15 protein-coding genes are annotated in these 24,459 nt (G+C 62.5%); 3 read left to right on the plus strand and 12 right to left on the minus strand.

Annotated features, from left to right (window positions below; genetic code table 11):
• Positions 1-10: 10 nt before the first annotated feature.
• Genes menE through menD form a run of 5 tightly spaced genes read right to left on the minus strand, consistent with a single transcriptional unit; the run spans position 11 to position 5,679 of the window.
• Positions 11-1,396 carry an o-succinylbenzoate--CoA ligase gene (menE, locus tag ACF8MC_RS10365; protein ID WP_164105212.1) on the minus strand — a complete coding sequence of 462 codons (1,386 nt, stop codon included), beginning with the start codon at positions 1,394-1,396 and terminating at the stop codon, positions 11-13.
• Entirely contained in the window at positions 1,384-2,367 is a 984-nt protein-coding gene (gene menC, locus ACF8MC_RS10370; protein ID WP_164105211.1) for an o-succinylbenzoate synthase, read from the minus strand. The genes menE and menC overlap by 13 nt, the downstream gene beginning before the upstream one ends.
• A complete protein-coding gene (gene menB, locus ACF8MC_RS10375; RefSeq protein ID WP_033635308.1) occupies positions 2,367-3,224 on the minus strand; it encodes a 1,4-dihydroxy-2-naphthoyl-CoA synthase in 858 nt (285 codons plus the stop codon). The genes menC and menB overlap by 1 nt, the downstream gene beginning before the upstream one ends.
• An 11-nt stretch (positions 3,225-3,235) precedes the next feature.
• Positions 3,236-4,006, minus strand: coding sequence for a 2-succinyl-6-hydroxy-2,4-cyclohexadiene-1-carboxylate synthase (menH, locus tag ACF8MC_RS10380; RefSeq protein ID WP_164105210.1), 771 nt, complete (start codon positions 4,004-4,006; stop codon positions 3,236-3,238).
• Entirely contained in the window at positions 4,003-5,679 is a 1,677-nt protein-coding gene (gene menD, locus ACF8MC_RS10385) for a 2-succinyl-5-enolpyruvyl-6-hydroxy-3-cyclohexene-1-carboxylic-acid synthase (RefSeq protein ID WP_164105209.1), read from the minus strand. Before menD ends, menH begins: the two co-directional genes overlap by 4 nt.
• A gap of 541 nt (positions 5,680-6,220) precedes the next feature.
• Between menD and ACF8MC_RS10390 the strand changes: the two genes are divergently transcribed.
• A complete protein-coding gene (locus ACF8MC_RS10390; RefSeq protein ID WP_053091954.1) occupies positions 6,221-14,878 on the plus strand; it encodes a glycoside hydrolase family 94 protein in 8,658 nt (2,885 codons plus the stop codon).
• Positions 14,879-14,914: 36 nt separating this feature from the next.
• On the opposite strand, the gene elaB is transcribed toward ACF8MC_RS10390, so the two are convergent.
• From elaB to idnO, 3 genes are all read right to left on the minus strand, one after another.
• Entirely contained in the window at positions 14,915-15,226 is a 312-nt protein-coding gene (gene elaB, locus ACF8MC_RS10395; protein WP_025303653.1) for a stress response protein ElaB, read from the minus strand.
• Positions 15,227-15,307: 81 nt separating this feature from the next.
• On the minus strand, positions 15,308-16,339 hold the full coding sequence (gene idnD, locus ACF8MC_RS10400; RefSeq protein ID WP_033653769.1) for an L-idonate 5-dehydrogenase: 1,032 nt from the start codon (positions 16,337-16,339) through the stop codon (positions 15,308-15,310).
• A gap of 22 nt (positions 16,340-16,361) precedes the next feature.
• Entirely contained in the window at positions 16,362-17,126 is a 765-nt protein-coding gene (gene idnO, locus ACF8MC_RS10405) for a gluconate 5-dehydrogenase (RefSeq protein WP_033648038.1), read from the minus strand.
• 267 nt (positions 17,127-17,393) lie between these two features.
• Between idnO and ACF8MC_RS10410 the strand changes: the two genes are divergently transcribed.
• Positions 17,394-18,377 carry a LacI family DNA-binding transcriptional regulator gene (locus ACF8MC_RS10410; RefSeq protein ID WP_164105208.1) on the plus strand — a complete coding sequence of 328 codons (984 nt, stop codon included), beginning with the start codon at positions 17,394-17,396 and terminating at the stop codon, positions 18,375-18,377.
• Here ACF8MC_RS10410 and ACF8MC_RS10415 read toward each other — a convergent pair.
• Together ACF8MC_RS10415 and ACF8MC_RS10420 are read right to left on the minus strand one after the other, a co-directional pair.
• Positions 18,357-18,866: a DUF1097 domain-containing protein gene (locus tag ACF8MC_RS10415; protein ID WP_033648040.1), complete on the minus strand. Its 510-nt coding sequence runs from the start codon at positions 18,864-18,866 to the stop codon at positions 18,357-18,359. The genes ACF8MC_RS10410 and ACF8MC_RS10415 overlap by 21 nt on opposite strands.
• A 130-nt stretch (positions 18,867-18,996) precedes the next feature.
• Positions 18,997-20,232 carry an MFS transporter gene (locus tag ACF8MC_RS10420; RefSeq protein ID WP_164105207.1) on the minus strand — a complete coding sequence of 412 codons (1,236 nt, stop codon included), beginning with the start codon at positions 20,230-20,232 and terminating at the stop codon, positions 18,997-18,999.
• 288 nt (positions 20,233-20,520) lie between these two features.
• Between ACF8MC_RS10420 and ACF8MC_RS10425 the strand changes: the two genes are divergently transcribed.
• Positions 20,521-21,396, plus strand: coding sequence for a LysR family transcriptional regulator (locus ACF8MC_RS10425; protein ID WP_049233912.1), 876 nt, complete (start codon positions 20,521-20,523; stop codon positions 21,394-21,396).
• A gap of 59 nt (positions 21,397-21,455) precedes the next feature.
• On the opposite strand, the gene nuoN is transcribed toward ACF8MC_RS10425, so the two are convergent.
• Both nuoN and nuoM read right to left on the minus strand, forming a co-directional pair.
• Positions 21,456-22,913, minus strand: a complete 1,458-nt coding sequence (gene nuoN / locus ACF8MC_RS10430) for an NADH-quinone oxidoreductase subunit NuoN (protein WP_033635324.1) — start codon at positions 22,911-22,913, stop codon at positions 21,456-21,458.
• 6 nt (positions 22,914-22,919) lie between these two features.
• Positions 22,920-24,449: an NADH-quinone oxidoreductase subunit M gene (nuoM, locus tag ACF8MC_RS10435; RefSeq protein WP_025303660.1), complete on the minus strand. Its 1,530-nt coding sequence runs from the start codon at positions 24,447-24,449 to the stop codon at positions 22,920-22,922.
• Positions 24,450-24,459: the final 10 nt, after the last annotated feature.

Here is a 24,459-nt window from a genome sequence, read left to right on the forward strand (position 1 = left end):
GGCGGCTTTTTTATGCCTGAGAGAGGCGCTGCGCCACCCATTGCTGCAACTGGCGGCGCGAAATCTTGATGCCGCCGTTTTTCAGCTCGTCAGGCAGCGGGAGCAGCGCCGCCGGGCGTTGGAAATTGGCCAGCTTGTCCTGCGACCAGGCGAGCAACGCCGCCAGCGACAGCGACGGATCGCCGTCGATTACCGCCACCGGCCGCTGGCCGAACTCGACGTCCGCCGCCGGCACCACAAACGCCTGCGAGATCTGCGGGTGCGCCGCCAACACGCGTTCGATATCCTCCGGCTGCACCCCTTCGCCACCGCTGAAAAACAGGTTGTCCAGCCGGCCCAAAATGCGCAGTTCCCCCTCGGCCATCGCGCCGCGATCGCGGGTCGCGAACCAACCCTGTGCATCCGCCAGCGGCTGCAGCTGGCCATGACGCCAGTAGCCGAGCGCCAGGCTGTCGGCGCGGATCCAGACCTCTTCGTCCACCAGTTTTACCTCGCGGCCGCTGAGCGGCAGGCCGACGCCCGGCCGCGCATCGGCGCGCTTGGCGCACACCGTGGAAGCCAGTTCGGTCAGCCCATAGCCGCACCAGCAGCGGATCCCCGCCGCTTCCGCCCGTTCGGTCAGCGCCACCGGGATCATGGCGCCGCCGAGCAGCACCTCTTTCAGCGTCGTGCCCGTCAGCGGTTGCGCCAGCAGCCGCCAGAGCTGTGTCGGCACCAGCGAGGCGTGCGTGCAGCCTGCCAATGCCTCGGCCAACGGGTGCATTTCGCGCACCGCCAGCCGCGCACCCACCGCCAGCCAGCGCCAGACGATACCCTGGCCGGAGACATGAAACAGCGGCAGTGACAGCAGCCAGCAATCCTCGCGCTGAAAATCCATCAGCCGCAACACCCCGGCGGCGCTGGCCAGATGGTTGGCGTAGCTGTGCGCCGCCGCTTTCGGCAGGCCGCTGGAGCCCGAGGTCAGCGTCAGCGTCGCCAGACGTTGCGCATCCCACGCCGGCAAGTTCGGCCAGCGCGGCTCGGTCGAGGGCGGCGTCAATCGAATCACCTCTTCCGGCAGCGCCGGCAACGGATCCGGGCCGAAGGCAAAGGTGATGTCCAATTCGGGCAGCAGCTGTGCCAGCAGCGGCGTCGGCAAGGCAGGATTGAGCGGCAACAGGCGCGCGCCGCATTGCAGCAGCGCCAGATAGGCCAACAGCAGCGGGTAGCTGTTTTTACCGCACAGCGCCACGCCACAGCCCGGCTCCACGCCCTGGTGCTGGAAGTCCGCCGCCAGCTCATCCACCTGGCCTTGCAACGCCAGCCAGCTCAGCGGCTGTTCGCCAAGCAGCAGCGCCGTCGCCTGCGGTTGAAGGCTAGCCCAGTGCCGCCATGGCCAATCGCTTAACGGCGCCATAGGCACTCCAGCGCCGAGGCATCCAGCAGCGGCAATGCGCTACCCGGCCAAGGCCGCAGCACCTGCGCCTGCATCAACCCCAGCGTGTCCAGCCCCGGCACGGTGCCCGGCGTCAGCCAGCGGGCGATGCGCGCCAGCTGGGTTAACCCCAGGCTGGACTCGATGCTGGAGCTGATCACCGCCGTCAGCCCCGCCGCGTGCGCCTGCGCCACCAACGCCTGGCAGCGCGTCAGGCTGCCGACCAGCGTCGGCTTGATCACGATGGCCGCCACGCCCGGCTCGGCCTGCACCACAAAGTCCGCCTCGCGCACGCTCTCATCCCAGGCGATGGCGATGCCGGTTGCCCGGGCGAAATCGCGCGATTCATCACGGGTCTTGCAGGGCTCTTCCAAAAAGGCGATGCGATCGCGCCACGCCGGGTTGACGTATTTGGCGAAGCCGTCGGCTTTGGCGCGGGTCCAGCTGCGGTTGGCGTCCAGCCGCAGCCGCAGATCCGGCAGCGCCTCCAGCAGCACGTTGACGATCATGCCGTCGCGCACCGCCTCATACAGCCCCACCTTCACCTTGGCGACTTTCTCGCCCGGCAAGGCGCTCAATATCTCGAACAGCTCGTCCGGATCGCCGGTACACAGCGGCGCCTTGCGAAAATCCGCCTGCGTCGGCAAGCGCTGCTCCAGCTCGGCCTGCGCGCAGCTAATCCCAAAGGCCACCGAGGGCAGCGTGCTGTCATCCGGTTCGTTGCCCGCCAACCAGGCCTGCAGCCAGTCCAACGCGGCCTGTTCGGCCTGGGCCAACGTTTCCCGGCTGAATTCCGGCAGCGGCGCGATCTCGCCCCAGCCTTCACGCTCGCCCTGACGCAGCTGCACCACCCATCCGTCACGCGTTTTCAACCGCTGATTGCGCAGCACCACGCCCGCCTCCATCGGCAGGCTGTAACGGTAAAGTGCCGCGCTGCGGTTTACCTCGCTCATTACGGGTTACGCTTGAATTTGCTGAAGTCCGGCTGACGCTTCTCGTTAAACGCGTTGCGCCCTTCCTGCCCTTCGTCGGTCATGTAGAACAGCATGGTGGCGTTGCCCGCCAGCTCCTGCAAACCGGCCTGGCCGTCGCAGTCGGCGTTCAGCGCCGCCTTCAGGCAGCGCAGCGCCATCGGGCTGTTCTGCAGCATTTCTCGGCACCAGCGCACCGTCTCTTTTTCCAGATCGGCCAGCGGCACCACGGTATTGACCAGGCCCATGTCCAACGCGGCGGCGGCATCGTACTGGCGGCACAGGAACCAGATTTCGCGCGCCTTCTTCTGGCCGACGATGCGCGCCATGTAAGACGCGCCCCAGCCGCCGTCGAACGAGCCCACTTTCGGGCCGGTCTGGCCGAAGATGGCGTTATCCGCCGCGATGGTCAGATCGCACATCATGTGCAGCACGTGGCCGCCGCCGATCGAATAACCGGCCACCATCGCCACCACCGGTTTCGGGCAGGTGCGGATCTGGCGCTGGAAGTCCAGCACGTTGAGGTGATGCACGCCGCTGTCGTCGCGATAGCCGCCGTAGTCGCCGCGCACTTTCTGATCACCGCCGGAGCAGAAGGCCTTATCGCCGGCGCCGGTCAGAATAATGACGCCGATGCCGTCGTCGTAACGGGCGTTGGCCAGCGCGTCGATCATCTCTTTAACCGTTTGCGGGCGAAACGCGTTGCGCACCTGCGGCCGGTTAATGGTGATTTTGGCGATGCCGTCGGCGGACTTGTGATACAGAATGTCTTCGAAATCGCCGGTGCAATCCTGCCAGGCGATGGCGGCATACAGCTGTTCTTCATTCGGATAAAGCATGTTCGGTTCCTTTAACCAGGGTTAACGAGAAAGGTCTGCAGCTCGGCGACGAAATCCTGCGGATTGGCCAGATGCGCGTTGTGGCCGGCCTGCGGCACGATGCGCAACGGCAACCCGGCGTCGCGCGCCAGCCGTTGAAATTTGGGGTCGTTCTCACCGCACAGCACCTGCAGCGGCACGCTCAGTTGGCGCAGCTGCGGCGCCAGATAGGGCTGCCGCCCGAGCGACGTGGCTTCGAGCATGTCGGCGATCGCCGGGCCGCTGTTGACCGAGCGCGCGGCGATCAGCGCCTGGCGGTGCACATGGCTAAGCTCTTTGAACACCGGCTGCTGATACCAGTCCGCCAGGACCTCGGCGATCGGCTCACTGCGAAAACGCGCCGCCCACAGCGCATCCTGTTCGCAGCGCCGGTGGCGCTGCTCTTCGTCCTCCAGCCCCGGATTACCGCCCTCGACGATCACCCCCTGCAGGCCGGCATGGCGGCCGTGGCAGGCGTGATACATGGCGATGCGCCCGCCGAGCGAGTAGCCCACCAGCCAATAGCGTTCGATATTGCGCAGCTGCAGCGTGGCGGCAATCTGCGCGCTGATGTCGTCGAAGCCGCGGCAGCTCACCGCCACGGAATCACCGTGGCCGGGCAGATCGATGGCCAGCGATGGCCATTCCGGGCAGCGTGCGGCGATCACCCGCCATTCATTGTTGTTGCCCAGCAGGCCGTGCAGCCATACCAGCCACGGACGCCCCGCTTCGCCCTGTTGCAAAATTCGCGTCGCCAGCATCATTGCACCGCCATCTGTTGCACCAGGTATTGCAGGCTTTCGGCCCCTGCGCTCGGCGACACCTGCAGTTCTATCAGCGTGGCGCCGCCGCGCCGCCAGCCTTGCTCAACCGCCTGTTGCAGTTGGCGCCAGTTTTCCGGCCGCGCGTACTCCAGCTGGAACATCGCCGCCGCGTGGCTGAACTCGACGTTCTGCGGCATGCAGTAAAAGCGTTGGCGCTCCTCGTCCGGCGTCGGCAACAGCGAGAAAATTTGGCCGCCGTTGTTGTTGACGACGATCAGCACCGTCGGCGCCGAGCTCTGGCGCAGCAGCGCCAGCGCATTGAGGTCATACAGAGCGGAAAGATCGCCCACCACCGCCAACGTCGGTTTGGCGGTGGCGCGCTGCACGCCGGCAGCGGTGGAGATCAGGCCGTCGATGCCGCTGGCACCGCGGTTGCTGAATACCGGGTAGGCGACGGGCAATGGCGTTAGCGCGTCGATGAGCCGCACTACCAGACTGTTGCCGAGAAACAGCTGGCCGTTCTCCGGCAGCAGTTCCGGCAGGCGGTGCGCCAGCTGCGCTTCGCCAAAGTTATCGTGCAGATGCGTGGATGCCGCCGTCAGCGCTTTATCCGCCAGCACGGCCAGCCCGGCGGCCCACGGCGCGCGCGGCTGCGCCGGGTGTTGCGCCAACCACTGAGCCACGCCGGCACGCAGGCGCCGCCCCCGGTGCTGGGCCGGATCGAGCCGCCCCGGCAGCTCGTCGATGATCCAATACTCTTCAGGCCGGCACTGCGCCTGCCACTGCAGCAGGCGTTTGCCGGTCAGGCTGCCGCCGAACTGCACCACCAGCTGCGCATCTTGCAGTACGCGCTGCGCCTGCGGATGCGCAAGCCACAAATCGGCGCAGGGCAGCGGTTGCCCGGTCTGCGACAGCACGTCGCCGATCAGCGGCCACCCCAGCGTTGCGGCCCAGTCGGCCACCTGAGCGCCCTCTTGCGCGCTCATGCGCCCGGCCAGCACCACACCGCGCTTTTGCCGCCAGAAGAACCAGTCCGGCTGCGGCACCGGCGCCGCATGCGTCTCGCTTTCCTGCAGCCACGGGCGATCGCTCTGCCACCAGTCGCCCAGCGCGGCGGACCAATCGGCATAGTGACGTTCGTCGCCGCCGTACAGCGGCTCGGCGAACGGGCAGTTGATGTGCAAAGCGCCGTGTTGCAGGCGCGCCATCGCGCTGTCGACGCTGGAGGCCAGCCACGCGGCCGGAATATCCGGCGTAGGACGCGGCAGATCGATCGCCAGCGTCGGGTGGCTGCTGTAGAGGCCGTTTTGACGGATCGCCTGATTGGCGCCGCAGTCGATCAACTCCGGCGGCCGATCGGCGGTGAGAAACACCAGCCGCTCACCGGTCAGGCCGGCTTCAATCAACGCGGGATAAAGGTTGGCCGCCGCGGTGCCGGACGTGACGATCACCGCCACCGGCTCACGCGCCGCCTTCGCCAGCCCAAGCGCCAGATGGCCGAGCCCGCGCTCGTCAAAATGGGTATGACAGATAAACGATCGGTTAGCCGCGGCGGCCAGCGTCAGCGGCGTGGAGCGCGATCCCGGAGCGATACAAACATGCCGCACCCCATGGCGGGCCAGCGCCTCGAGCAGCACAGCCGCCCACCGGCGATTAAAAACACTTGTCGACATAGTTCGCTCACAAGTCAGTTAGCAGAGATCGTCTCCGGCGCAGCCGACGGACGCCGCGCCTGTAGTTACGCTCTGTATTATATGAGGTGTTATTTTCACGGCTTTTGCGCCAGCGCAAGAACGCCGTATATCCCTGGGCGTTTACACCAGATAATTATTTGATTTAGAACAAAAAATAAACAATAAAAACACAAATACTTTACACTTGCGGCGGCGCCGGCTCAATCCGTCCATACAAAAATCAGGGAAATACCCAGTGAGTTTATCCTGACGTATCTTCCCGCCACAGCAAGTCAACCTCCATGACATACCGTTGCTGATCGGGCATAGGTCAGAACGCCCCGCCTCGACAAATGTTTATTAAAATTAAACAATACGATTAAAAAACAGACACATCTCATTCTGAACAGCTATACTGGAAAGGTCTGTTCCTTCCTGCAACAAATCCACGCCATATGTTCCCGGCGCCAGATACAGGATGTTCACGCACTCCCAGCGGGTTTACCGGCTGCCCTTTTGGTCAGAAGTGAGGAGCTTTTGTGTGAAAGAAAAACTTATCAATTGGTTAAGAAGTCAACGCAAAAACAGCAAAATAAAGCCGCTCGCCGCCAGAAGCGCTAAAGGCGAACCGGAACCGCTCGGCGGCACCATCAAGGCCGAGCTGTTTTCCGTCGATCAGATGGAACGCTACGGCCAGCGTCTGGCACGCTCTCACAAACTGGCGACGCGTAAGACCCCCTACTATTTGCTGAAGCGGCTGGATCACAACGAACGGGTGCTGGCTGAGAGCTGCCGCCAGCTCAGCAACGGCAAAAAAAGCAGCATGACGCCCGCCGGGGAGTGGTTGCTCGATAATTACTATTTGATCGAAGAGCAAATCCGCGTGGTGCGACATCACTTGCCTAAGACCTTTGGCCGCGGCTTGCCGCAGCTGACTGCACCGCACAACTGCCCGCGCATTTACGACATCGCCGCCGAAGCCATCACCCACGGCGACGGGCGCTGGGACGCAGAGAGCCTGACGCGCTATATCGCCGCCTATCAAAAGGAAACCAATCTGACGCTGGGTGAACTGTGGGCGCTGCCGGGCATGCTGCGTCTGGCGCTAATAGACAACCTGCGCCGCGTTAGCGTCGAGGTAGCGCAGGCTCAGCGTGAACGCAACCTGGCCGATGACTGGGTCAATAAAATGCTCGAATCGGCGGAAAACGATCCGGCCAATTTGATCATCGTTATCGCCGACATGGCGCGATCCAATCCGCCGCGCACCAGCGCCTTCGTCGCCGAGCTGGTGCGCCGTCTGCAGGGCCACGGCACCATGCTGGCGCTGCCGCTCACCTGGGTGGAACAGCGTCTGGCGGAGGTCAGCATGACCTCCGATGAACTGATCCACCGCTTCAACCAACAGTTGGCGGTCAGCCAACTGTCGGTCAGCAACAGCATCGCCGGCCTGCGCCAGCTGAGCGAAATGGATTGGGCGGAATTTGTGGAAACCATGAGCCTGGTAGATCAAACGCTGCGTCAGGATCCGGCTGGGGTGTATCCGATGATGCACTTCGACACCCGCGATCACTATCGCCACGTGATCGAAATGCTGGCCCGCCACAGCCCGCACGACGAGGTACAGGTTGCGCGACACGTGCTCAACATGGCGCGAGTGGCGGCGGAAGATCCCGTCGGCGATGCGCGCAATCATCACATCGGCTACTACCTGATCGACGACGGCAGACCGGCGCTGGAACAGCAGTTGGCGGTACGCCTCAGCCGCATTACCCGGGTGCGCCACGCGCTGAACCAGGCGCCGCTGCTGTCCTGGCTCGGCAGCCTCAGCCTGCTCACCACCGCCAGCTGTGCGGAACTGTTGCGCCACGCGGCGGGCAGCGGCATCAGCTGGTGGGGATTGGCGCTGCTGTTTTTCCCGTTGGCGATCGTCGTCAGCCAATTCGTGCTTAACCTGCTCAGCGAGGTTACGACCCGCAGCCGGGAACCCCGACCTTTGCCGAGGCTCGATTTCTCCTGCGGCATTCCGGCCGAGTTCCGCACATTGGTGGTGATCCCCACCCTGCTCGACGAGAAAACCGGCATCGACCGGCTGCTCAACGCGCTGGAGGTCTGTTATCTGGGTAATGCGATGAAACACCTGCATTTCGCGCTGCTCACCGACTTTAACGACGCCCCGCATCAGCGGCAGGCTGACGACGCCGCGTTGCTGGCTTACGTCAGTGAAAAAATCGGCGCGCTGAATGCACGCTATCCCTGTGAAGGGCCGGGCCACTTTTTCCTGTTCCACCGCGATCGGCAGTGGAATGACAAACAGGGCGTGTGGATGGGGCTGGAGCGCAAACGCGGCAAGCTGAATGCGCTTAACGACTGGCTACGCAACCGCGACAACGCCTTCTCCAGCCTGGTTGGCGCCGGCCTTGAGGCTCTGAAAAACGTCAAATACGTCATCACCCTCGACAGCGATACCGTATTGCCGCGCGACACCGCTCACCAGTTGATCGCCGCCATGGCGCATCCGCTCAACCAGCCGCAGTATGACGAAAACAGACAGCGCGTGGTGGAAGGCTACGCCATTTTGCAGCCGCGCATGGCCGAAGAGATCCCGCGTTTTGGTCAGGGACGTTACGCCGCCTTATGCAGCAGCACGCCGGGCAACGATCCCTATACGCGCATGGCGTCGGACATTTATCAGGATCTGTTTGGCGAAGGCTCATTCATCGGCAAAGGCATTTACGACGTGGACGTGTTTGCGCGCAGCCTGCAAGGCACCTGCCCGGAGAATTTAGTGCTGAGCCACGATCTGCTGGAAGGTTGCTATGCCCGCTCGGGGCTGTTGAGCGATGTGCTGTTGTATGAGCAATATCCCAGCAACTATCTGGTCGACGTGGCGCGCCGTTCGCGCTGGATCCGCGGCGACTGGCAGTTGCTTAACTGGCTGCTGCCGCGGGTGAAAAAAGCGGACGGCTCACGCTGCGCCAACCCGCTGAGCGCGCTGTCGCAGTGGAAGCTGTTCGACAACCTGCGCCGCAGCCTGGTGGCCCCCAGCCTGTTGCTGCTTTTATTCTGCTGCCTGACAGGGTTGCCCAACACCGGTTACTGGCTGGCGGTGGTCTTTATCCTTCTGCTGCTGCCTTCCGCGCTGGCGCTGCTGCAGGACATCGCGCGCAAACCGCCACGCCGCCCGTTTCTCCAGCATGTGCGGCTGGCGCTGAAGGGCACGCTGCACCGGTTGGCACAAATCGGCCTGCGCCTCGCGGCACTCCCGCACGAAGCGCTGTACAGCCTGAAAGCGATCGCCGTTACCCTATGGCGCCTGCTGTTCAGCCAACGCAATCTGCAAGAGTGGACCAGCTACGCCCAGAGCAAAACGCGCCTGCGGGTGACGCCGACCAATTTCTATCGCGCCATGTGGGTCAATCCGCTGGCCGGGGCGGGGTTGCTGCTGCTCACCGCGTGGCATAACCCGATGGCGCTCGTCGTCGCCTTGCCGCTTTCCGCGCTGTGGGTATTCGCGCCGTTCTTGCTCTACTACCTGAGCCGCGAGCCGCAGCGCAGCAAAACGGCGATCGATGAGGAGCAACGGCGCTTCCTGCGCCATACCAGCCGCCAGACCTGGGACTTTTTCAACACCTTCGTCAATGCTCAGGAGAACTGGCTGCCGCCGGACAACTATCAGGAAATACCGGAACCGGTGATAGCGCACCGCACCTCGCCGACCAATATCGGTTTGTCGCTATTGGCCAACCTCACCGCCTGCGATTTCGGCTACCTGACGCTGTGCGAGGCGCTGCGCCGCATTGAACTGACGCTCGATACGCTGGATCGCATGGAGCACTATCGCGGCCATCTGTACAACTGGTACGACACGCGCACCTTAGAGCCGTTAAACCCGCGCTATATTTCCAGCGTCGACAGCGGCAACCTGGCCGGGCATCTGCTGACGCTCTGCGCCGGGCTGCCGGCACTGGCCCAACAGCCGGTCATCGATCCGCAGCGGATAGTGGCCGGTCTGGGAGACAGCCTGGAACTGCTGGAACAGCAGTGGGGAAACGCAGCGCCGAAAAACCTGGCCAAACTGCGCCAACATTGGCAACAGGCGCAAAACAGCCCGTACGCCGCGCTGCTGCTTGAATTGGACGCCATGCGCAACTACAGCAACGGGTTGCAGGAGCCGGCGTTAAACCACGGCGAAGAAACTAAACGCTGGGCCGGCGCGCTCCATCAGCAGCTTAATGAACTCTGTGCGGAATGGGCGCAATGGTATGGCTGGCTGAGCGATGCGCCGCCGGATCTGGCGCAGCCGCCCAGCCTGCGCTGGTTGGCCGACGCCCCGGCGAACCTGGGGCTTTCGGCCGAGCAACAAAGCCGGCTCGATGCCGCCGCCGCGCTGGCGCAACAGCGCCTGGCGCAACTCGGCAGCCTGCGGCAGCGGCTGGAAAAAATGGCGCAGATGGACTTCCACTTCCTGTATGACGAATCGACCCACCTGCTGAGCGTCGGCTTCAACTGCGACCATAACCGCATGGACAGCAGCAAATACGATCTGCTGGCGTCGGAAATCCGTCTGACCAACTACGTGGCCATCGCGACCAATCAGGTGCCGCAGCGCAGCTGGTTCGCCCTTGGCCGGCTGTTCACCGTCATCGACAAGGAGCCTGCGCTGATGTCGTGGAGCGGGTCGATGTTCGAATACCTGATGCCGCAGTTGGTCATGCCCGCCTATCCCGATTCGCTGCTGGTGCAGATGTGCCGCGCGGCGGTGGCGCGCCAAATCGCCTGGGGTAAGGAGCGCGGCGTCCCCTGGGGCGTTTCCGAATCCGGCTATTTCGGCTTCGACGCGCAGCAAAATTATCAATATCACGCCTTTGGGGTGCCCGGTTTGGGGCTGCGGCGCGGCCTGGCCGACGATATGGTGATCGCCCCTTACGCGACGCTGATGGCACTGATCGTTGAGCCCGTCGCCGCTTGCAATAACCTGCTGACGCTGGAACACAACGGCGCCAAAGGGCGATACGGTTTTTACGAAGCGCTCGATTACACCACCGCACGCCTGAGCCGCGGGCAACTGTACACGATCGTCCGCTCCTACATGGCACACCACCAGGGCATGGGGTTCCTGGCGCTGTCGCACCTGCTGCTGGATGCGCCGATGGTGGCGCGTTTCGCCCGCTATCCCGCCTTCCAGTCAGCGCGCCTGCTGCTGCAGGAACGCGTGCCGGACGCAGTCGAGCTCTATAGCCCGCGTCGTCATTTCGAAACCCACGAAGGCACCATCCAGCCGGCCAGCTTCAGCGCGCGTGAATTCACCCGCGTCGATACGCCGATACCCGAAGTGCAACTGTTGTCCAACGCCAACTATCATCTGATGCTGTCGCAGGCCGGCGGCAGTTACAGCCGGTGGCAAAACCTGGCGCTGACCCGTTGGCGCGAGGACGCCACCCGTGATAACTGGGGCGCTTTCTGCTACCTGCGCGATCCGCAAACCGGCGAAGTGTGGAGCAATACCTGGCAACCGATCGGCGGCGGCGGCGCCAAAGACTATCGCGCGGTGTTCAACGACGCCGGCGCCGAATTCCAGCGCCATCTGGGCACGCTTTCGGTCAAAACGCAGGTGGTGGTTTCGCCGGAAGATGATATCGAACTGCGCCGCCTGACGCTCATCAACCGCGGTAAACAGCCGCGCATCCTTGAGATCACCAGCTATGCCGAAGTGGTGCTGGCACCGGCCGGGAACGATCTGGCGCACCCGGCCTTTAGCAATCTGTTCGTGCAAACCGAGCTACTGCCAGACCAGGAAGCGATCCTGTGTCATCGCAGACCGCGCGAGCCCAAAGAGACGTGCCCGTGGCTGCTGCACATGATGACGGTACAGGGAAACAGCGCGCAAACCTCGTTCGAAACCGATCGCGGCATATTTATCGGCCGCGGCCGCACGCCGGCCAATCCGCAGGCGTTGTACCACAATGCGCCGCTGACCAACAGCGCCGGGCCGGTTATCGATCCGATCATCGCCATCCGCCAGCGCGTGGTGCTGGAACCCAACGTTCCGCTGACGCTGGATGTGTTTTACGGCGTTTGCGAGGATCGCGCCTCCTGTCTGGCGATGCTGGAAAAATATCGCGATCGCCACTTGGCGGATCGCGTCTTCGAACTGGCCTGGTCACACAGCCAGGTGGTGTTGCGCCAACTGAACGCCAATGAGGAAGACGCCAATCTGTTCAACCGTCTGGCCGGCGCCGTGGTGTTCCCGGCGCAGGAAATGCGCGCCGGCGGCGGTGAAATCATCAGCAACCGCCGCGGCCAGTCCGGGTTATGGGGGCATTCGATCTCAGGCGATCTGCCGATCGTGCTGCTGACGGTCAGCGACGCGGAGAATATCGCGTTGGTGCAGCAGCTGATCCAGGCACACAACTATTGGCGCCTTAAGGGGCTGCAGGTGGATCTGGTGATCCTCAACGAAGACGTCGGCGGCTACCGCCAGGATCTGCAAAATCAGATCATGGGCTTGATCGCCGCCGGCATGGAATCCACCCTGACCGACAAGCCGGGGGGCATTTTCGTGCGGACCAGCGAACATATGTCGCCGGAAGACCATCGTCTGCTGCTCAGCGTGGCGCGCATCTATCTCGACGACCGACGCGGCGGTTTGGCGGAGCAGCTCAACCAACGCCTGCAGCTGCCGCAAACCCTGCAACAGCCGCTGTCTCCGGTCACCGCGTCGTCGAAGCTGGCGACGGTAGACAACCTGCCGCGCAACCTGCATTCGCCGCAGTTGCCCGCCATCGAAGACCTGCAATTCTTTAACGGGCTGGGCGGATTCTCCAGCGACGGACGCGAATATGTCATTGCGATGAACGAGAACAAGATCACTCCGGCACCCTGGTCAAACGTTATCGCCAACCCGCTGTTTGGCACGGTTATCTCAGAAAGCGGTCAGGCCTATAGCTGGTACGAAAACGCTCACGAGTACCGGCTGACGCCGTGGGATAACGATCCCATCAGCGATCGCGGTGGCGAAGCGTTTTATCTGCGCGACGAGGAAAGCGGACACGTCTGGTCCCCCACGCCGCTGCCGGCCCGCGGTCGCGGCCACTATTTGACGCGCCACGGCTTTGGCTACAGCGTGTTCGAGCACCGCGAAGGCGGCATCGACAGCCAGCTGACGATGCTGGTGGCGCAGGACGCGCCGGTGAAGCTGTTTTTGCTGACGCTGACCAACGGTTCAGGCCGCACACGCAAACTCTCCGCCACCGGCTACATGGAATTCATCCTCGGCGATTTGCGCAGTAAAACCGCCATGCACGTCGTGACACAGGCCGCGACGACGACGGGCGGCTGCGGCATTCTGGCCACCAACCATTACGGCGGCAACGGTTCCGAGCGCACCGCCTTTTTCGGCGTTACCGGCGCCCACTGTTCCATCAGCGGCGATCGGCGTGAATTCCTCGGCCGCAACGGCACGCTGGCCAATCCGGCGGTGCTGAAACTGCGCCGGCTTTCCGGCAGGGTCGGCGCCGGGCTGGATCCGTGCGGCGCGGTACAGTCGGCGCTCAGCCTGATCGACGGCGATCAGCGCAGCCTGGTGTTCGTCCTGGGACTGGGACAAAACGCCGACGAGGCCGACATGCTGCTGCAGCGCTACCTGGATGAAGATCGCCTGCAAGACGAACGGCAACAGGTCGCCGCCTATTGGGACGGCATCCTGAATAAGGTGCAGATCGGCACGCCGCATCCGGCGGTCGATCTGCTGGCTAACGGCTGGCTGCTGTACCAAACTCTCTCCTGCCGCATTCAGGCACGCAGCGGCTACTACCAATCCGGCGGCGCCTTTGGCTTCCGCGATCAGCTGCAGGACACGCTGGCACTGACCCACGCCGCGCCGCAACGGCTGCGCGAACAGATCCTGCTGTGCGCCTCACGCCAGTTTATCGAGGGCGATGTGCAGCACTGGTGGCATCCGCCGCAGGGCAACGGCGTGCGCACCCGCTGTTCCGACGACTATCTGTGGCTGCCGCTGGCGATGTGTCATTATTTGGACGCCACCGGCGACGAGAGCATTTTGACCGAACAGGTAGGCTATCTGGAGGCGCGCCAGCTGGCGCCCGGCGAAGAGTCCGCCTATGAACAGCCGGCGCAGAGCGCAGTGCGGGAAAGCCTGTACCAGCACGGCGCGCGCGCGCTGAAACACGGCCTGACCTTTGGCGAGCACGGGTTGCCGCTGATGGGGGCCGGCGACTGGAACGACGGCATGAACAGGGTCGGGCTGGAAGGCCGCGGCGAAAGCGTCTGGCTCGGCTTCTTCCTGTTTTCCATCCTGCAGCGCTACGGCGATCTGGCGGAACGCCACCACGATGACGACCTGGCCGCACAGTGCCGCCGCCAGGCCGCCGCCCTGAAGGACAACCTGCACAACCATGCCTGGGATGGCGAATGGTACCGCCGCGGCTATTTCGACAACGGCGAACCGCTCGGCTCACACCTGGCCGCGGAGTGCCGCATCGACGCCATTGCGCAAAGCTGGTCGGTGCTGTCCGGCGCCGGCGATCCGCAGCGCAGTCGGCAGGCGATGCAGTCATTGGATACACATCTGGTCGACCCGCAGGCCAGGCTGATCAGACTGTTGACGCCGCCGTTCGACGGCAACGGCCCCGATCCCGGCTATATCCGCGGCTATCTGCCCGGCGTGCGGGAAAACGGCGGCCAATACACCCACGGCGCGGTATGGGCGGTGATGGCCTTCGCCGAAATGGGTGACATCGAACGCGCCTGGCAGCTGATGGCGCTGATCAACCCCATCAACCACAGCCTGGACAGCGCCGCCGCCGAACGTTACAAAGTCGAACCTTACGTGGCGACCGCTGATGTCTACGCAGTTGAGCCGCATATCGGCCGGGGTGGCTGGAGTTGGTATACCGGCTCGGCAGGCTGGATGTATCGCTTGATTCTCGAGTCGCTGCTGGGCCTGAAACGCCGCGGCGATCGGCTGACGATCGATACGCGTCTGCCGGCCGACTGGCCGCAATTCACGATCAACTACCGCGAAGGCGCCAGCGAATATCAGCTGGTCGTGCGCCAGGGAGAAGGCGAAACGCAGATCATCGTTGACGGCATCCCTCAGTCGGAGCCGACGATCGCGCTGCGGGACGACGGCAGGATCCATCAGGTGGAAGTGATTTTGGGGAAAGAAGATACGTAGCTGTCGGGCGGCGGCGCAGGCCGCCGCCCGACGTCGTTATTTTCTGGCCAGCAGCAGTCCCAGCACCAGCCCGACGGTGGCGCCGATGCCTACGCTGTGCCAGGGTTTATCCCGCACGTAGTCGTCGGTGCGGTGCACCGCTTCTTTGGCGCGCGCATAGTAGGATTCGCCGGTGTTCGCCCAGCGCGCCTTAACCTCACTCAGCGCCTGCTCGGCGTGCGACTTGATGTCGATGTAGGCCTGATCCGCGCGATCGCCGGTGTATTGCAGCACTTCTTCCAGCGTCTCGGTCAGCATTCTCAGATCGTCATCCAGCGTAGTTTGCTCAGCATCCGTATGTCTTGCCATAGTGAGATCTCCGTGGTTGAAAAATTAAGCGTTCCTACACTATAGACAAGGATCGCCGCCTGCGGCCATCGGACTTTTACCCTAAAATACCAATTGCACCTTGGCGGCCTGGCGCTTATCGCCGGCAAACTCCAGCGCCTGCGCCAGTTGCCCGCTGGCGAACTCCGCCGACAGCAACGGCAGCGGATCGACCACGTCGTCGGCCAGCCACGCCACCGCCAGCGCAAACTCCGCCACGAAGCGGAAGGATCCGAGCAGGTTCAACTCCTTGGCGATCAACAACATCAGCGGAAAATCGGGGAAGCTGGCGCCCATGCCCACCTGCACCACAGTGCCTTTGGCGCGGGTGATCTCCAGGCAGCGCTGCAGCGACTGCGGATGCCCCGCCACTTCGAAGGCGACGTCGAAATATCCTTTGTCCTGCTGATAACCGCTAACATCGTCGTCCGCGGCATGCAGGCACCGATCGGCCCCCATTTGCCTGGCGATCGCCAGGCAGCGCGGGCTGAGATCGGCACAGACAATTTCGGCGGCGCCCAGCGCTTTCAGCGCCGCCACCAGCAGGCAGCCGATCGGGCCGACGCCGGACACGAAGATCTTTTTCCCCGTCACGTCGCCGGGCTGCTTCGCCGCGTGGATCGCCACCGCCAGCGGTTCAGCGAACACCATCACCCTGTCGTCGCGATCGGCGCCATAAGGAATGCACTGCGCGCTGTCCACCACTTTGTATTGGGTAAAAGCACCGTCGACGTGCGGAAAATACATCGCGCTACCGAAAAAGCGCATCTCGACGCATTGATTGCTTTGCTGCGCCAGGCAGTATTTGCACTGCCCGCAGGGTTTGCTGGGATTGAGCGCCACCTTCTGCCCGACCGGCAGCTGCGGCGAATCGCTGGCGACCACCTCGCCGATCACCTCATGGCCCAGCACCATCGGCTGGCGCACCTGAAAATTGCCAACCCTGCCTTCCTGAAAGTAATGCAGATCCGAGCCGCAGATGCCGCCGCGGCTGATTTTCACCAGCGTTCCCTGCCCCCGGTAATCCACTTCTTGCGCAATCACCGCCACGTCGCGTTTGCCATTGACCACGCAGGACTGGGTTTGAATTTTCATCTCAACACTCCACGAAAAAAGATTACACCGCCGCCGACATGCCGCCATCGACAAACAGCAGTTGCCCGTTGACGAAGGCGGAGGCGTCGGCGGCCAGGAACACCGCCGCGCCGATCAACTCCTGCGGATCGCCCCAGCGTGCGGCGGGCGTGCGTTGGGTCAGCCAGGCGGTGAAGGCCGGATCGTCGGCCAGCGCCTGCGTCATCTCGGTTTTGAAGTAGCCGGGGGCGATGCCGTTGACCTGAATGTTGTAGCGCGCCAGCTCCACGCACATGCCGCGCGTCAGCATTTTCACCGCGCCCTTGGAGGCCGCATAAGGGGTGATGGTGTCCCGCCCCAGCTCGCTTTGCATCGAGCCGATGTTGACTATCTTGCCGCGCCGGCGCGGTACCATATAACGCGCCACGGTTTGCGACACGATGAAAACCGCCTTCTGGTTGACGGCGATGATGTCGTCCCAGTCTTGCTCCGGAAACTCGGTGAACGGGTGACGGCGCTGGATGCCGGCGTTGTTGATCAAGACGTCTATCGCGCCGATATCCGCTTCGATACGATCGATGGCGGCATGCACCGCCTGGGAATCGGTGACGTCGAACGCCGCCGCATCGGCGCGCAAGCCCTCTTCGCGCAGGCGATCGGCGGCGTGTCGGGCATGTTCGTCGGTGGTGGCGTTGACCAGAATATGCGCGCCTTGCTGCGCCAGGCCGCGCGCCAGCAGAAAACCGATGCCGCGCGAGGCGCCGGTGATCAAGACAATTTTGTTATCCAGTGAAAACAGGTTGTTCATGGTGATTCCCGGCCATCAGGCCTCCAATCAGACAGGCCTCTATCTCAGCCGATTGTTACCGGTAAAAACGTGATGGAAATCACTGAACATCATGTTACGAAACCCTGTTACCCTTAACGTGATCTCACGCAGGCAGCAAGCGGGCAAAAGCAGTTATCCAATTGAAAAATAGCTATTTTCAATAGGAGCGCATTCATTGTTATCGCCAAATCGATTTGTTAACATACCGCTATCCACCCTTGCCGCGCCGCCCGTGAAGGCCACCGAATGAAACACCCTCGCGTTACGCTACAGGACATCGCACAATTGGCCGGCGTGACCAAAATGACCGTCAGCCGCTTCCTGCGCACGCCGGAAAAAGTGGCGGCCAACACCGCCGAACGCATTGCGCAGGTCATGCGGGAGCTGAACATCACTGACGCCGATACCGCACAGGCCGGCAGAAAACCGCGCATCGGCGTACTGATCCCCTCCTTCAACAACCAGATCTTCGCCGATCTGCTGGCCGGCATCGAATCCGTTACCCAAGCGCGGGGTTACCAAACGCTGGTGGTGAACTACGATTACAGCCCGCAGCGGGAAGAAGAGCAGATCGCACAGCTGTTGAGCTACCCGATCGCCGGGCTGATCCTCACCGACTCTGCGCATACCTTGCGCGCAGAGACCTACCTCGGCGCCGCCAAAATCCCCCTCGCGCAGGTGATGGATCTCGACGCGCCGCCGGGGCGGATTGCGGTGGGGTTTGATAATGAACAGGCGGGGTATGACATGACCGAAGCGCTGCTCGCCAGCGGCAAACGGCATATCGTTTACTTTGGCGCCATGTCGGACGCCCGCGACAATAAACGCTATCGGGGGTACTGCCGCGCCATGGCGGCTCAGGAGCAAACGCCGCGCCAGATCACGCCGCATCGGGTCTCTTCGGTTTCGATCGGCGCCGACATGCTGGCGATGGCGCGCGAACGCTACCCGCAGTTGGACGGTATCCTGTGCACCAACGACGATCTGGCGGTGGGCGTGTTGCAGGCCTGCCTGCGTCTCGGCGTGCGCGTGCCGCAGGAGATTGCGCTATCGGGTTTTCACGGCCTGGATATTGGCCAGGCGACCACGCCGGGCATCGCCAGCGTGATCACGCCGCGCTTTGACATGGGGAAAACCGCCGCTGAAATGCTGCTGCTGCGGATCGCGGGCGAACCCTGCGCCGAGCGCCACGATCTGCACTACCGCCTCTCACTCGGCGGCACCGTTTGAGCCGGCATTCGGGCTGACCGGCTGTGCGGCACGGGCTTTTTCGCTGCGCGCCGCCCACCACAGACCGCTGTTTTTCATCGCATAGCCAAACAGCAAGCCCACCAACAGAGAAAGCGTCACCAGCGGCCAATCTCCGCCGCCGGCGAAGGTCGCACAGGCGCCGATAAAGGTGCCGGGCACAAACCCCAGCCACTGCTGTTTGGCCTGAATGCACATCAGGAACGCAACGACGCCGGTCAGCAGATACCCCAGCAGTTCCCACTGCGGCGCCAGTTCGCTGCCGTGGATGATCGCCATTGCCCAGAAGACGCCGCTGCAGCAGGTCAACGCGCCGATCAACAGCCCTTTCAGCCCACCCTGCGGGCAGGCGAAATACGCCGTGCAGCCGAGAAAACCGGCCCAACCGATCAGCCCCAGGCTGACGGCAACCCAGCCCCACACGCCGGAGAGGATCCCGGTAGTAACGGCAATGGCGAAAAGAACGTTCATAAAGTGACCCGCGACAAAAAGAAAGCGCGCAGTTTACCCGAAAGCCAGTCATTTCATGTGATTAAAATCACAATATAAATGCAATTAAAGAATGATTAATTAAATAAAAGAGACTTAAATCACAAAATTATTAACGTGGGAACCCTACACGTACCGTCATCCATGCCAACAACAGGCATACCGTGGTGCTGCTCAGGAACAGCAGATGGGTTGCCTGCTGCAGATCGACACGGTCGACCACGATCCCCAGCAAGATCGGCACCCAGTTGGCGATATAAGCGATAACGTAAAACAGTGAAAGCAAACGCGCATGGCTGGCCGGCGGCGAAATCAGGTTTACCAGGGTCGCGCTGCCGACGAAAATGGCGCCGTAAGCATAGCCGGCCACCACCAGGCCCGCAGCCGCCAGCCACAGTGAATGCCATTGGATCGCCGCAGCGAATACCACCGCCGCCAGCACCTGCGCCAGGCAACCGAACAACAGCGAATAACGGGCGTTAAGGCGGCGGCTCAGGATCTGGCTAATACCGGCGATCAACAGATACACCGCAATCGCATAGCCAAAGACGCCCCGCTGGTGCATGCCTAACAGCGTTTCCGCCACGCTGGGGCCAATAGCCAAAATGCTGGCGGCCAGGGCCCAACAGACAAACAGCGCCCCGGCACAGACAAAGAATTTACCGCCGGTGATACGCAGGCCATCGAGCAGCGTGCTTTTTTCTGTCGCCGTCGGCGCAGCGCGGGTCGGCGCCGCGACCACGCCACGCGGCCACGAGAACATCACGCCCAACGCCGCCACGGCGGCAATGATCATGATGAAAATGAACGGCAGCGTCGTGGGATGAAAACCGGTCTGCAAAGCGATGCCGCTGAAGATCGGGCCCAGCGCCAACCCTGTGGTAAAGGACAACGTGGCGATCAGCGCGGCGTTTTTACCGCCGTCCTGTGGCCCAAAACGCACCAGGGCGATGTTTGCCGCCCCGGTCAATGCCCCGGTGCCCACCCCGGCCAGCAGTCGCGCCATGAGCATCATGACAAAGGTATCCGCCAGCGCAAACAGCAGCGCACCGCTCAACACCACCAGCAATGCCGGCACGATCATGCTGCGCAGGTCTTTTACTTTCCCCGCCATATTGCCTACGCCAAACAGCGAAATCAGCACGCCGGCGGCATAAGCGCCGTAGATGATCGTCAGGCTGACCGAGCTTAGCGCAAGCTGCTGCTGATACAGCGGATAAAGCGGCGTCGGCGTACTGCTGTTCAGCAATGCCGACATCAAAGCCAGCGCCAGGAACAATAAAATGGTCCTGCGCGACGCCTGAGCATTTTGCGGCGCCGCGATCTGGCTGGCGGTATTTTCTGACATGTTTCAACTCCCAAAGTCGGCAGACGGCGGCCTGCCATCGACATCTTTCTCACCCGGCGGGCCGGGAACGGGGCTTATCATAGCGTTACGGCGGCGGGCGAAGTATCGTCAAGAATGAATCACCCTGATGCATTCTTGCATCCCCGGAGAAATAACCGCCGATGTGCAGGCCGCTAGCCGTCTTTCTCTCCCCCAGGGCAGAGCAACGCTTTATGATATAACCCGTTATCATTCGTCCGGCCCGGCCTGTTTCCTACGGCGCCGACAAATCTGCAGAGAGGAAATGGCATGATAAATTGGGACGACGCGCGCTTCTTTTTGGCCGTCGCGCGCTGCGGCACGCTACGCAAAGCCGCCAGCCAGCTGCATGTCGATCAGGCGACCGTCGGTCGACGGCTGTCCGCTTTCGAGGACGCGCTCGGTTCCAAGCTGTTTATCCGCACGCCGAAATCCTTCGCCCTCAGCCCGTTGGGGGAAGAAATGCTGGCGGACGTGATGAAGATGGAAAATGCGGTGCAGGCGATCAACCGCAAAGCCGCCAGCGGTGACGAAAGCCTGAGCGGCAACGTGCGCATCGCCACCACCGATACCCTGGCCGAAGCCTTCGTGATGCCGGCGCTGCAAGATCTGCGGGAACGCTACCCCGCCATCACCGTCACGCTGTTAACGGCGCTGAACATCGCCGATATCTCTTACCACGGCGCAGATCTGGCGATCCGTGGCGCCCGCCCCGATGACGATGAGCTGATCATCAAACGCTTAGCCACCATCGAAATGGGTCTGTACGCCAGCCCACACTACCTGGCGCGGCGCGGCATGCCGCTCAGGGGCGAGCAGCTGCGCGGCCACGATCTGCTGATGTTCCCGCGCGATCTGGTGCCGCGCCACTGGAACAATTTCTGCGGCGAGGCCCTGCACGAGCCCAACGTGGTGCTGCAATGCAATTCGCAGCTGCTGCTGCGTTCCGCTACCCGCAGCGGGCTGGGCATCGGCCTGCTCTCCGCGTTTTTGGCGGACAAAGACCCGGAGCTGGTGCGCCTGTTGCCGGAGAACAAAGACTGGGTGGATATCTGGCTGGTGTTGCATCCCGATTTGCAACGCGCCGCCCGCGTGCGCGCGGTAGTGCAGGCGCTGGAAACCTCGTTTAGCGCCCATTACGGCTGAGTGCCGTTTCCCCATAAAAAAAGGCCGCCGAAGCGACCTTTTTATCGTTTCAAGCGTTATCAGAACGTCGGCTGCGCCATCTGCACCAGCGAAATCAGCGGCTGCGGATAGACGCCCAGCAGCAGCACCAGCGCGGCGGAGATCAGCACCACGACGCCACCGGCGGTCAACGCCCAGTTGTTCGGGGTATCGCGCTGCAGCGATTCCGGCGCGCTGAGGAACAGGCTGACGGTCACGCGCAGGTAGTAGTACAGGCCGATGGCGCTGCCTACCACAACCGCGCCGGTCAACCACCACAGATGCGCGCTGACGCCCATCGCGATCACGAAGAACTTGCCGATAAAGCCCAGCGTCATCGGGATACCGGCCAGCGACAGCATCATCACCGTCATCACCGCGGACAAGATTGGCTTATGCCAGAACAGACCGCGATAAGAGAACAGCGAATCCGCATCCGGGCCGCGGTACGGGCTGGACATCAGGCTGACCACGCCGAAGGCGCCCAGGCTGCTGAACAGGTAACCGGCCAGGTAAACGCCGGCGGTTTCCAGCGACAGCTGATGGGTTTGCACCGCAATCAGCGCCACCAGCAGGTAGCCCAGGTGAGCGATCGAAGAGTAACCCAGCAGACGCTTGATGTTGGTCTGGCTGATGGCCATCAGGTTACCGAACAAGATAGAGCAGAACGCGATGATCGACAGCACCATGCGCAGCGCTTCGTTGTCGGCGGCCGGGGCATACAGGAACAGACGCATCACGACCGCGAAGATCGCGATCTTGCTGGCGGTCGCCAGGAAGGTCGAGACCGGCGCAGGCGCGCCCTGATACACGTCCGGCGTCCACAGTTGGAACGGCACCAGCGACAGCTTGAAGCCCAGACCGACGATCATCATGCCCATACCGGCCAGGATCAGCGGTTGGTGCATCATGTTTTCCTGCAGGCTCTTGCCGAGGCCGGCCAGCGACAGATCGCCGGATTCGGCATACAGCAGCGCCATGCCGAACAGCAGGAACGACGACGCGGCGGCGGACAGCAGCATGTACTTGATGGCGGCTTCCAGCGGGCGCTTCTGGCGGTAGGCGTAGCCCACCAGGCCGAACAGCGGCAGCGAGATCAGCTCGATACCGATGAACAGCGAAGCCAGATGGTTGGCGCTCGCCAGCAGGATGCCGCCCATGGCGGCGATCAGCACCAGCAGGTAGAACTCTTCGCGGTTATCCGGATAGCCGACCAGCCACGGATAGGCGAAGGTGCAGGTCGCCAGACTCGCCAGCAGCACCAGCCCGGTGTAGAACATCGAGTAACCGTCAACCCGCAGCAGCGGGGTGACGTCCATTGGGCCTGCCTGGCCGACAAAGTACAGCGAAAGCAGCGCCAGGTTGAGACCGATCACGGTCAGGGTGGCGTTGATAAAGTGGTCGCGTCGCCACGCAATGCCTAGCATCACAACCACCACCGTCAATCCGACGATCAACAGCGGCAGCAGTGCGATCAGTTGTTGAGGAGTTATTGTCATGGCGAATTACGGCCTTGTTGTTGAAATTGCTGAAACTGACGAACCAAACCAGTGTTGCACGTTGCTCATCGCCGCGTTGGAAGTATCCAGAATCGGCTGCGGGTAAACCCCCAGCAGAACCAGCAACACCACCAGCAGCAAAATGATGAACAGTTCGCGCGCGGTCATGCCCTGCAGCGGCTGGTCGGATTTAGGCGCACCGTAGTAAGCGCGCTGCATCATGATCAGCGAGTAAACCGAAGCGAACACCAGACCGAAGGTAGAGATCACGGTGATCACCGGCACCACCTGGTAGCTGCCGAACAGAATCATGAATTCGCCGACGAAGTTACCGGTACCCGGCATCCCCAGCGTAGCCACGGCGAAGAACAGCGACAGCGCAGGGATGAACTTGATACGCCCCCACAGGCCGCCCATCTGACGCATGTCGCGGGTATGCAGGCGCTCATACAGCTGGCCGCAGATGATAAACATACCGGCGGCGGACAGACCGTGCGCGATCATCTGGATCACCGCGCCCTGATAAGCCAACTGGCTGCCGGTGTAGATGGCGATCAGCACGAAGCCCATGTGCGAAACCGAGGTGTAGGCGATCAGACGCTTGATGTCGGTCTGCGCGAACGCCATCCAGGCGCCGTAGAAGATGCCGATCACGCCCAGCCACATGGCGATTGGCGCAAACTCGTGCGAAGCCTCAGGGAACAGCGGCAGGCTGAAACGCAGCAGGCCGTAGGCCGCGGTTTTCAGCAAGATGCCCGCCAGATCGACGGAACCTGCGGTCGGCGCCTGGCTGTGCGCGTCCGGCAACCAGCCGTGCAGCGGCACCACCGGCATTTTCACCGCGAAGGCGATGAAGAAGCCCAGCATCAACAGATATTGCACGTTGTGGGACATCGGCGTTTGCAGCAGGTCTTCGTAATCGAAGGTCCACACGCCGGTGGCGTTGTAGTGCACGAACACCAGGCCCAGGATCGCAATCAGCATCACCAGACCGCTGGCCTGGGTGTAGATGAAGAACTTGGTCGCCGCGGTGATGCGGGTTTTACCGTCCGACGCCTTGTGGCCCCACAACGCGATCAGGAAGTACATCGGCACCAACATCATTTCCCAGAAGAAGAAGAACAGGAACATGTCGATGGCGAGGAACACGCCGATAACGCCGCCCAGGATCCACAGCAGGTTGAGGTGGAAGAAGCCCTGATACTTCTGGATTTCACGCCAGGAACAGAGGATCGCCAGCACGCCCAGCAGACCGGTCAACACCACCATCAGCAGCGACAGGCCGTCCAGCGCCAGGTGGATGGAGATACCGAAGCGCGGGATCCACGGCAACAGGAATTCGCTCTGCCACTGCGGAATGCCTTTCGGCGTGGTCAAGGTATAGCCGCCCTGCATCCACAGCTGCAGAGAGAGCGCCAACGTCAGCCCCATTGCGATCAGCGCTATCCAGCGCGGCACCTTAGTACCGAAGCGCTCAAGCTGCCAGCACAGCAGACCGCCGATAAAGGGGATAAGAATTAGCCAAGGTAATAGCATGGCGTTTTGT

Source organism: Serratia sp. LACPHL-BACT-2024-00286 (genome assembly GCF_043109535.1).
GTDB lineage: Bacteria > Pseudomonadota > Gammaproteobacteria > Enterobacterales > Enterobacteriaceae > Serratia > Serratia sarumanii.

Excerpts from the sequence above, each read along its gene's own strand:
- menE (WP_164105212.1), bottom strand. The coding sequence starts at position 1,396 with ATGGCGCCGTTAAGCGATTGGCCATGGCGGCACTGGGCTAGCCTTCAA.
- menC (WP_164105211.1), bottom strand. The coding sequence starts at position 2,367 with ATGAGCGAGGTAAACCGCAGCGCGGCACTTTACCGTTACAGCCTGCCG.
- menB (WP_033635308.1), bottom strand. The coding sequence starts at position 3,224 with ATGCTTTATCCGAATGAAGAACAGCTGTATGCCGCCATCGCCTGGCAG.
- menH (WP_164105210.1), bottom strand. The coding sequence starts at position 4,006 with ATGATGCTGGCGACGCGAATTTTGCAACAGGGCGAAGCGGGGCGTCCG.
- menD (WP_164105209.1), bottom strand. The coding sequence starts at position 5,679 with ATGTCGACAAGTGTTTTTAATCGCCGGTGGGCGGCTGTGCTGCTCGAG.
- elaB (WP_025303653.1), bottom strand. The coding sequence starts at position 15,226 with ATGGCAAGACATACGGATGCTGAGCAAACTACGCTGGATGACGATCTG.
- idnD (WP_033653769.1), bottom strand. The coding sequence starts at position 16,339 with ATGAAAATTCAAACCCAGTCCTGCGTGGTCAATGGCAAACGCGACGTG.
- idnO (WP_033648038.1), bottom strand. The coding sequence starts at position 17,126 with ATGAACAACCTGTTTTCACTGGATAACAAAATTGTCTTGATCACCGGC.
- ACF8MC_RS10410 (WP_164105208.1), top strand. The coding sequence starts at position 17,394 with ATGAAACACCCTCGCGTTACGCTACAGGACATCGCACAATTGGCCGGC.
- ACF8MC_RS10415 (WP_033648040.1), bottom strand. The coding sequence starts at position 18,866 with ATGAACGTTCTTTTCGCCATTGCCGTTACTACCGGGATCCTCTCCGGC.
- ACF8MC_RS10420 (WP_164105207.1), bottom strand. The coding sequence starts at position 20,232 with ATGTCAGAAAATACCGCCAGCCAGATCGCGGCGCCGCAAAATGCTCAG.
- ACF8MC_RS10425 (WP_049233912.1), top strand. The coding sequence starts at position 20,521 with ATGATAAATTGGGACGACGCGCGCTTCTTTTTGGCCGTCGCGCGCTGC.
- nuoN (WP_033635324.1), bottom strand. The coding sequence starts at position 22,913 with ATGACAATAACTCCTCAACAACTGATCGCACTGCTGCCGCTGTTGATC.
- nuoM (WP_025303660.1), bottom strand. The coding sequence starts at position 24,449 with ATGCTATTACCTTGGCTAATTCTTATCCCCTTTATCGGCGGTCTGCTG.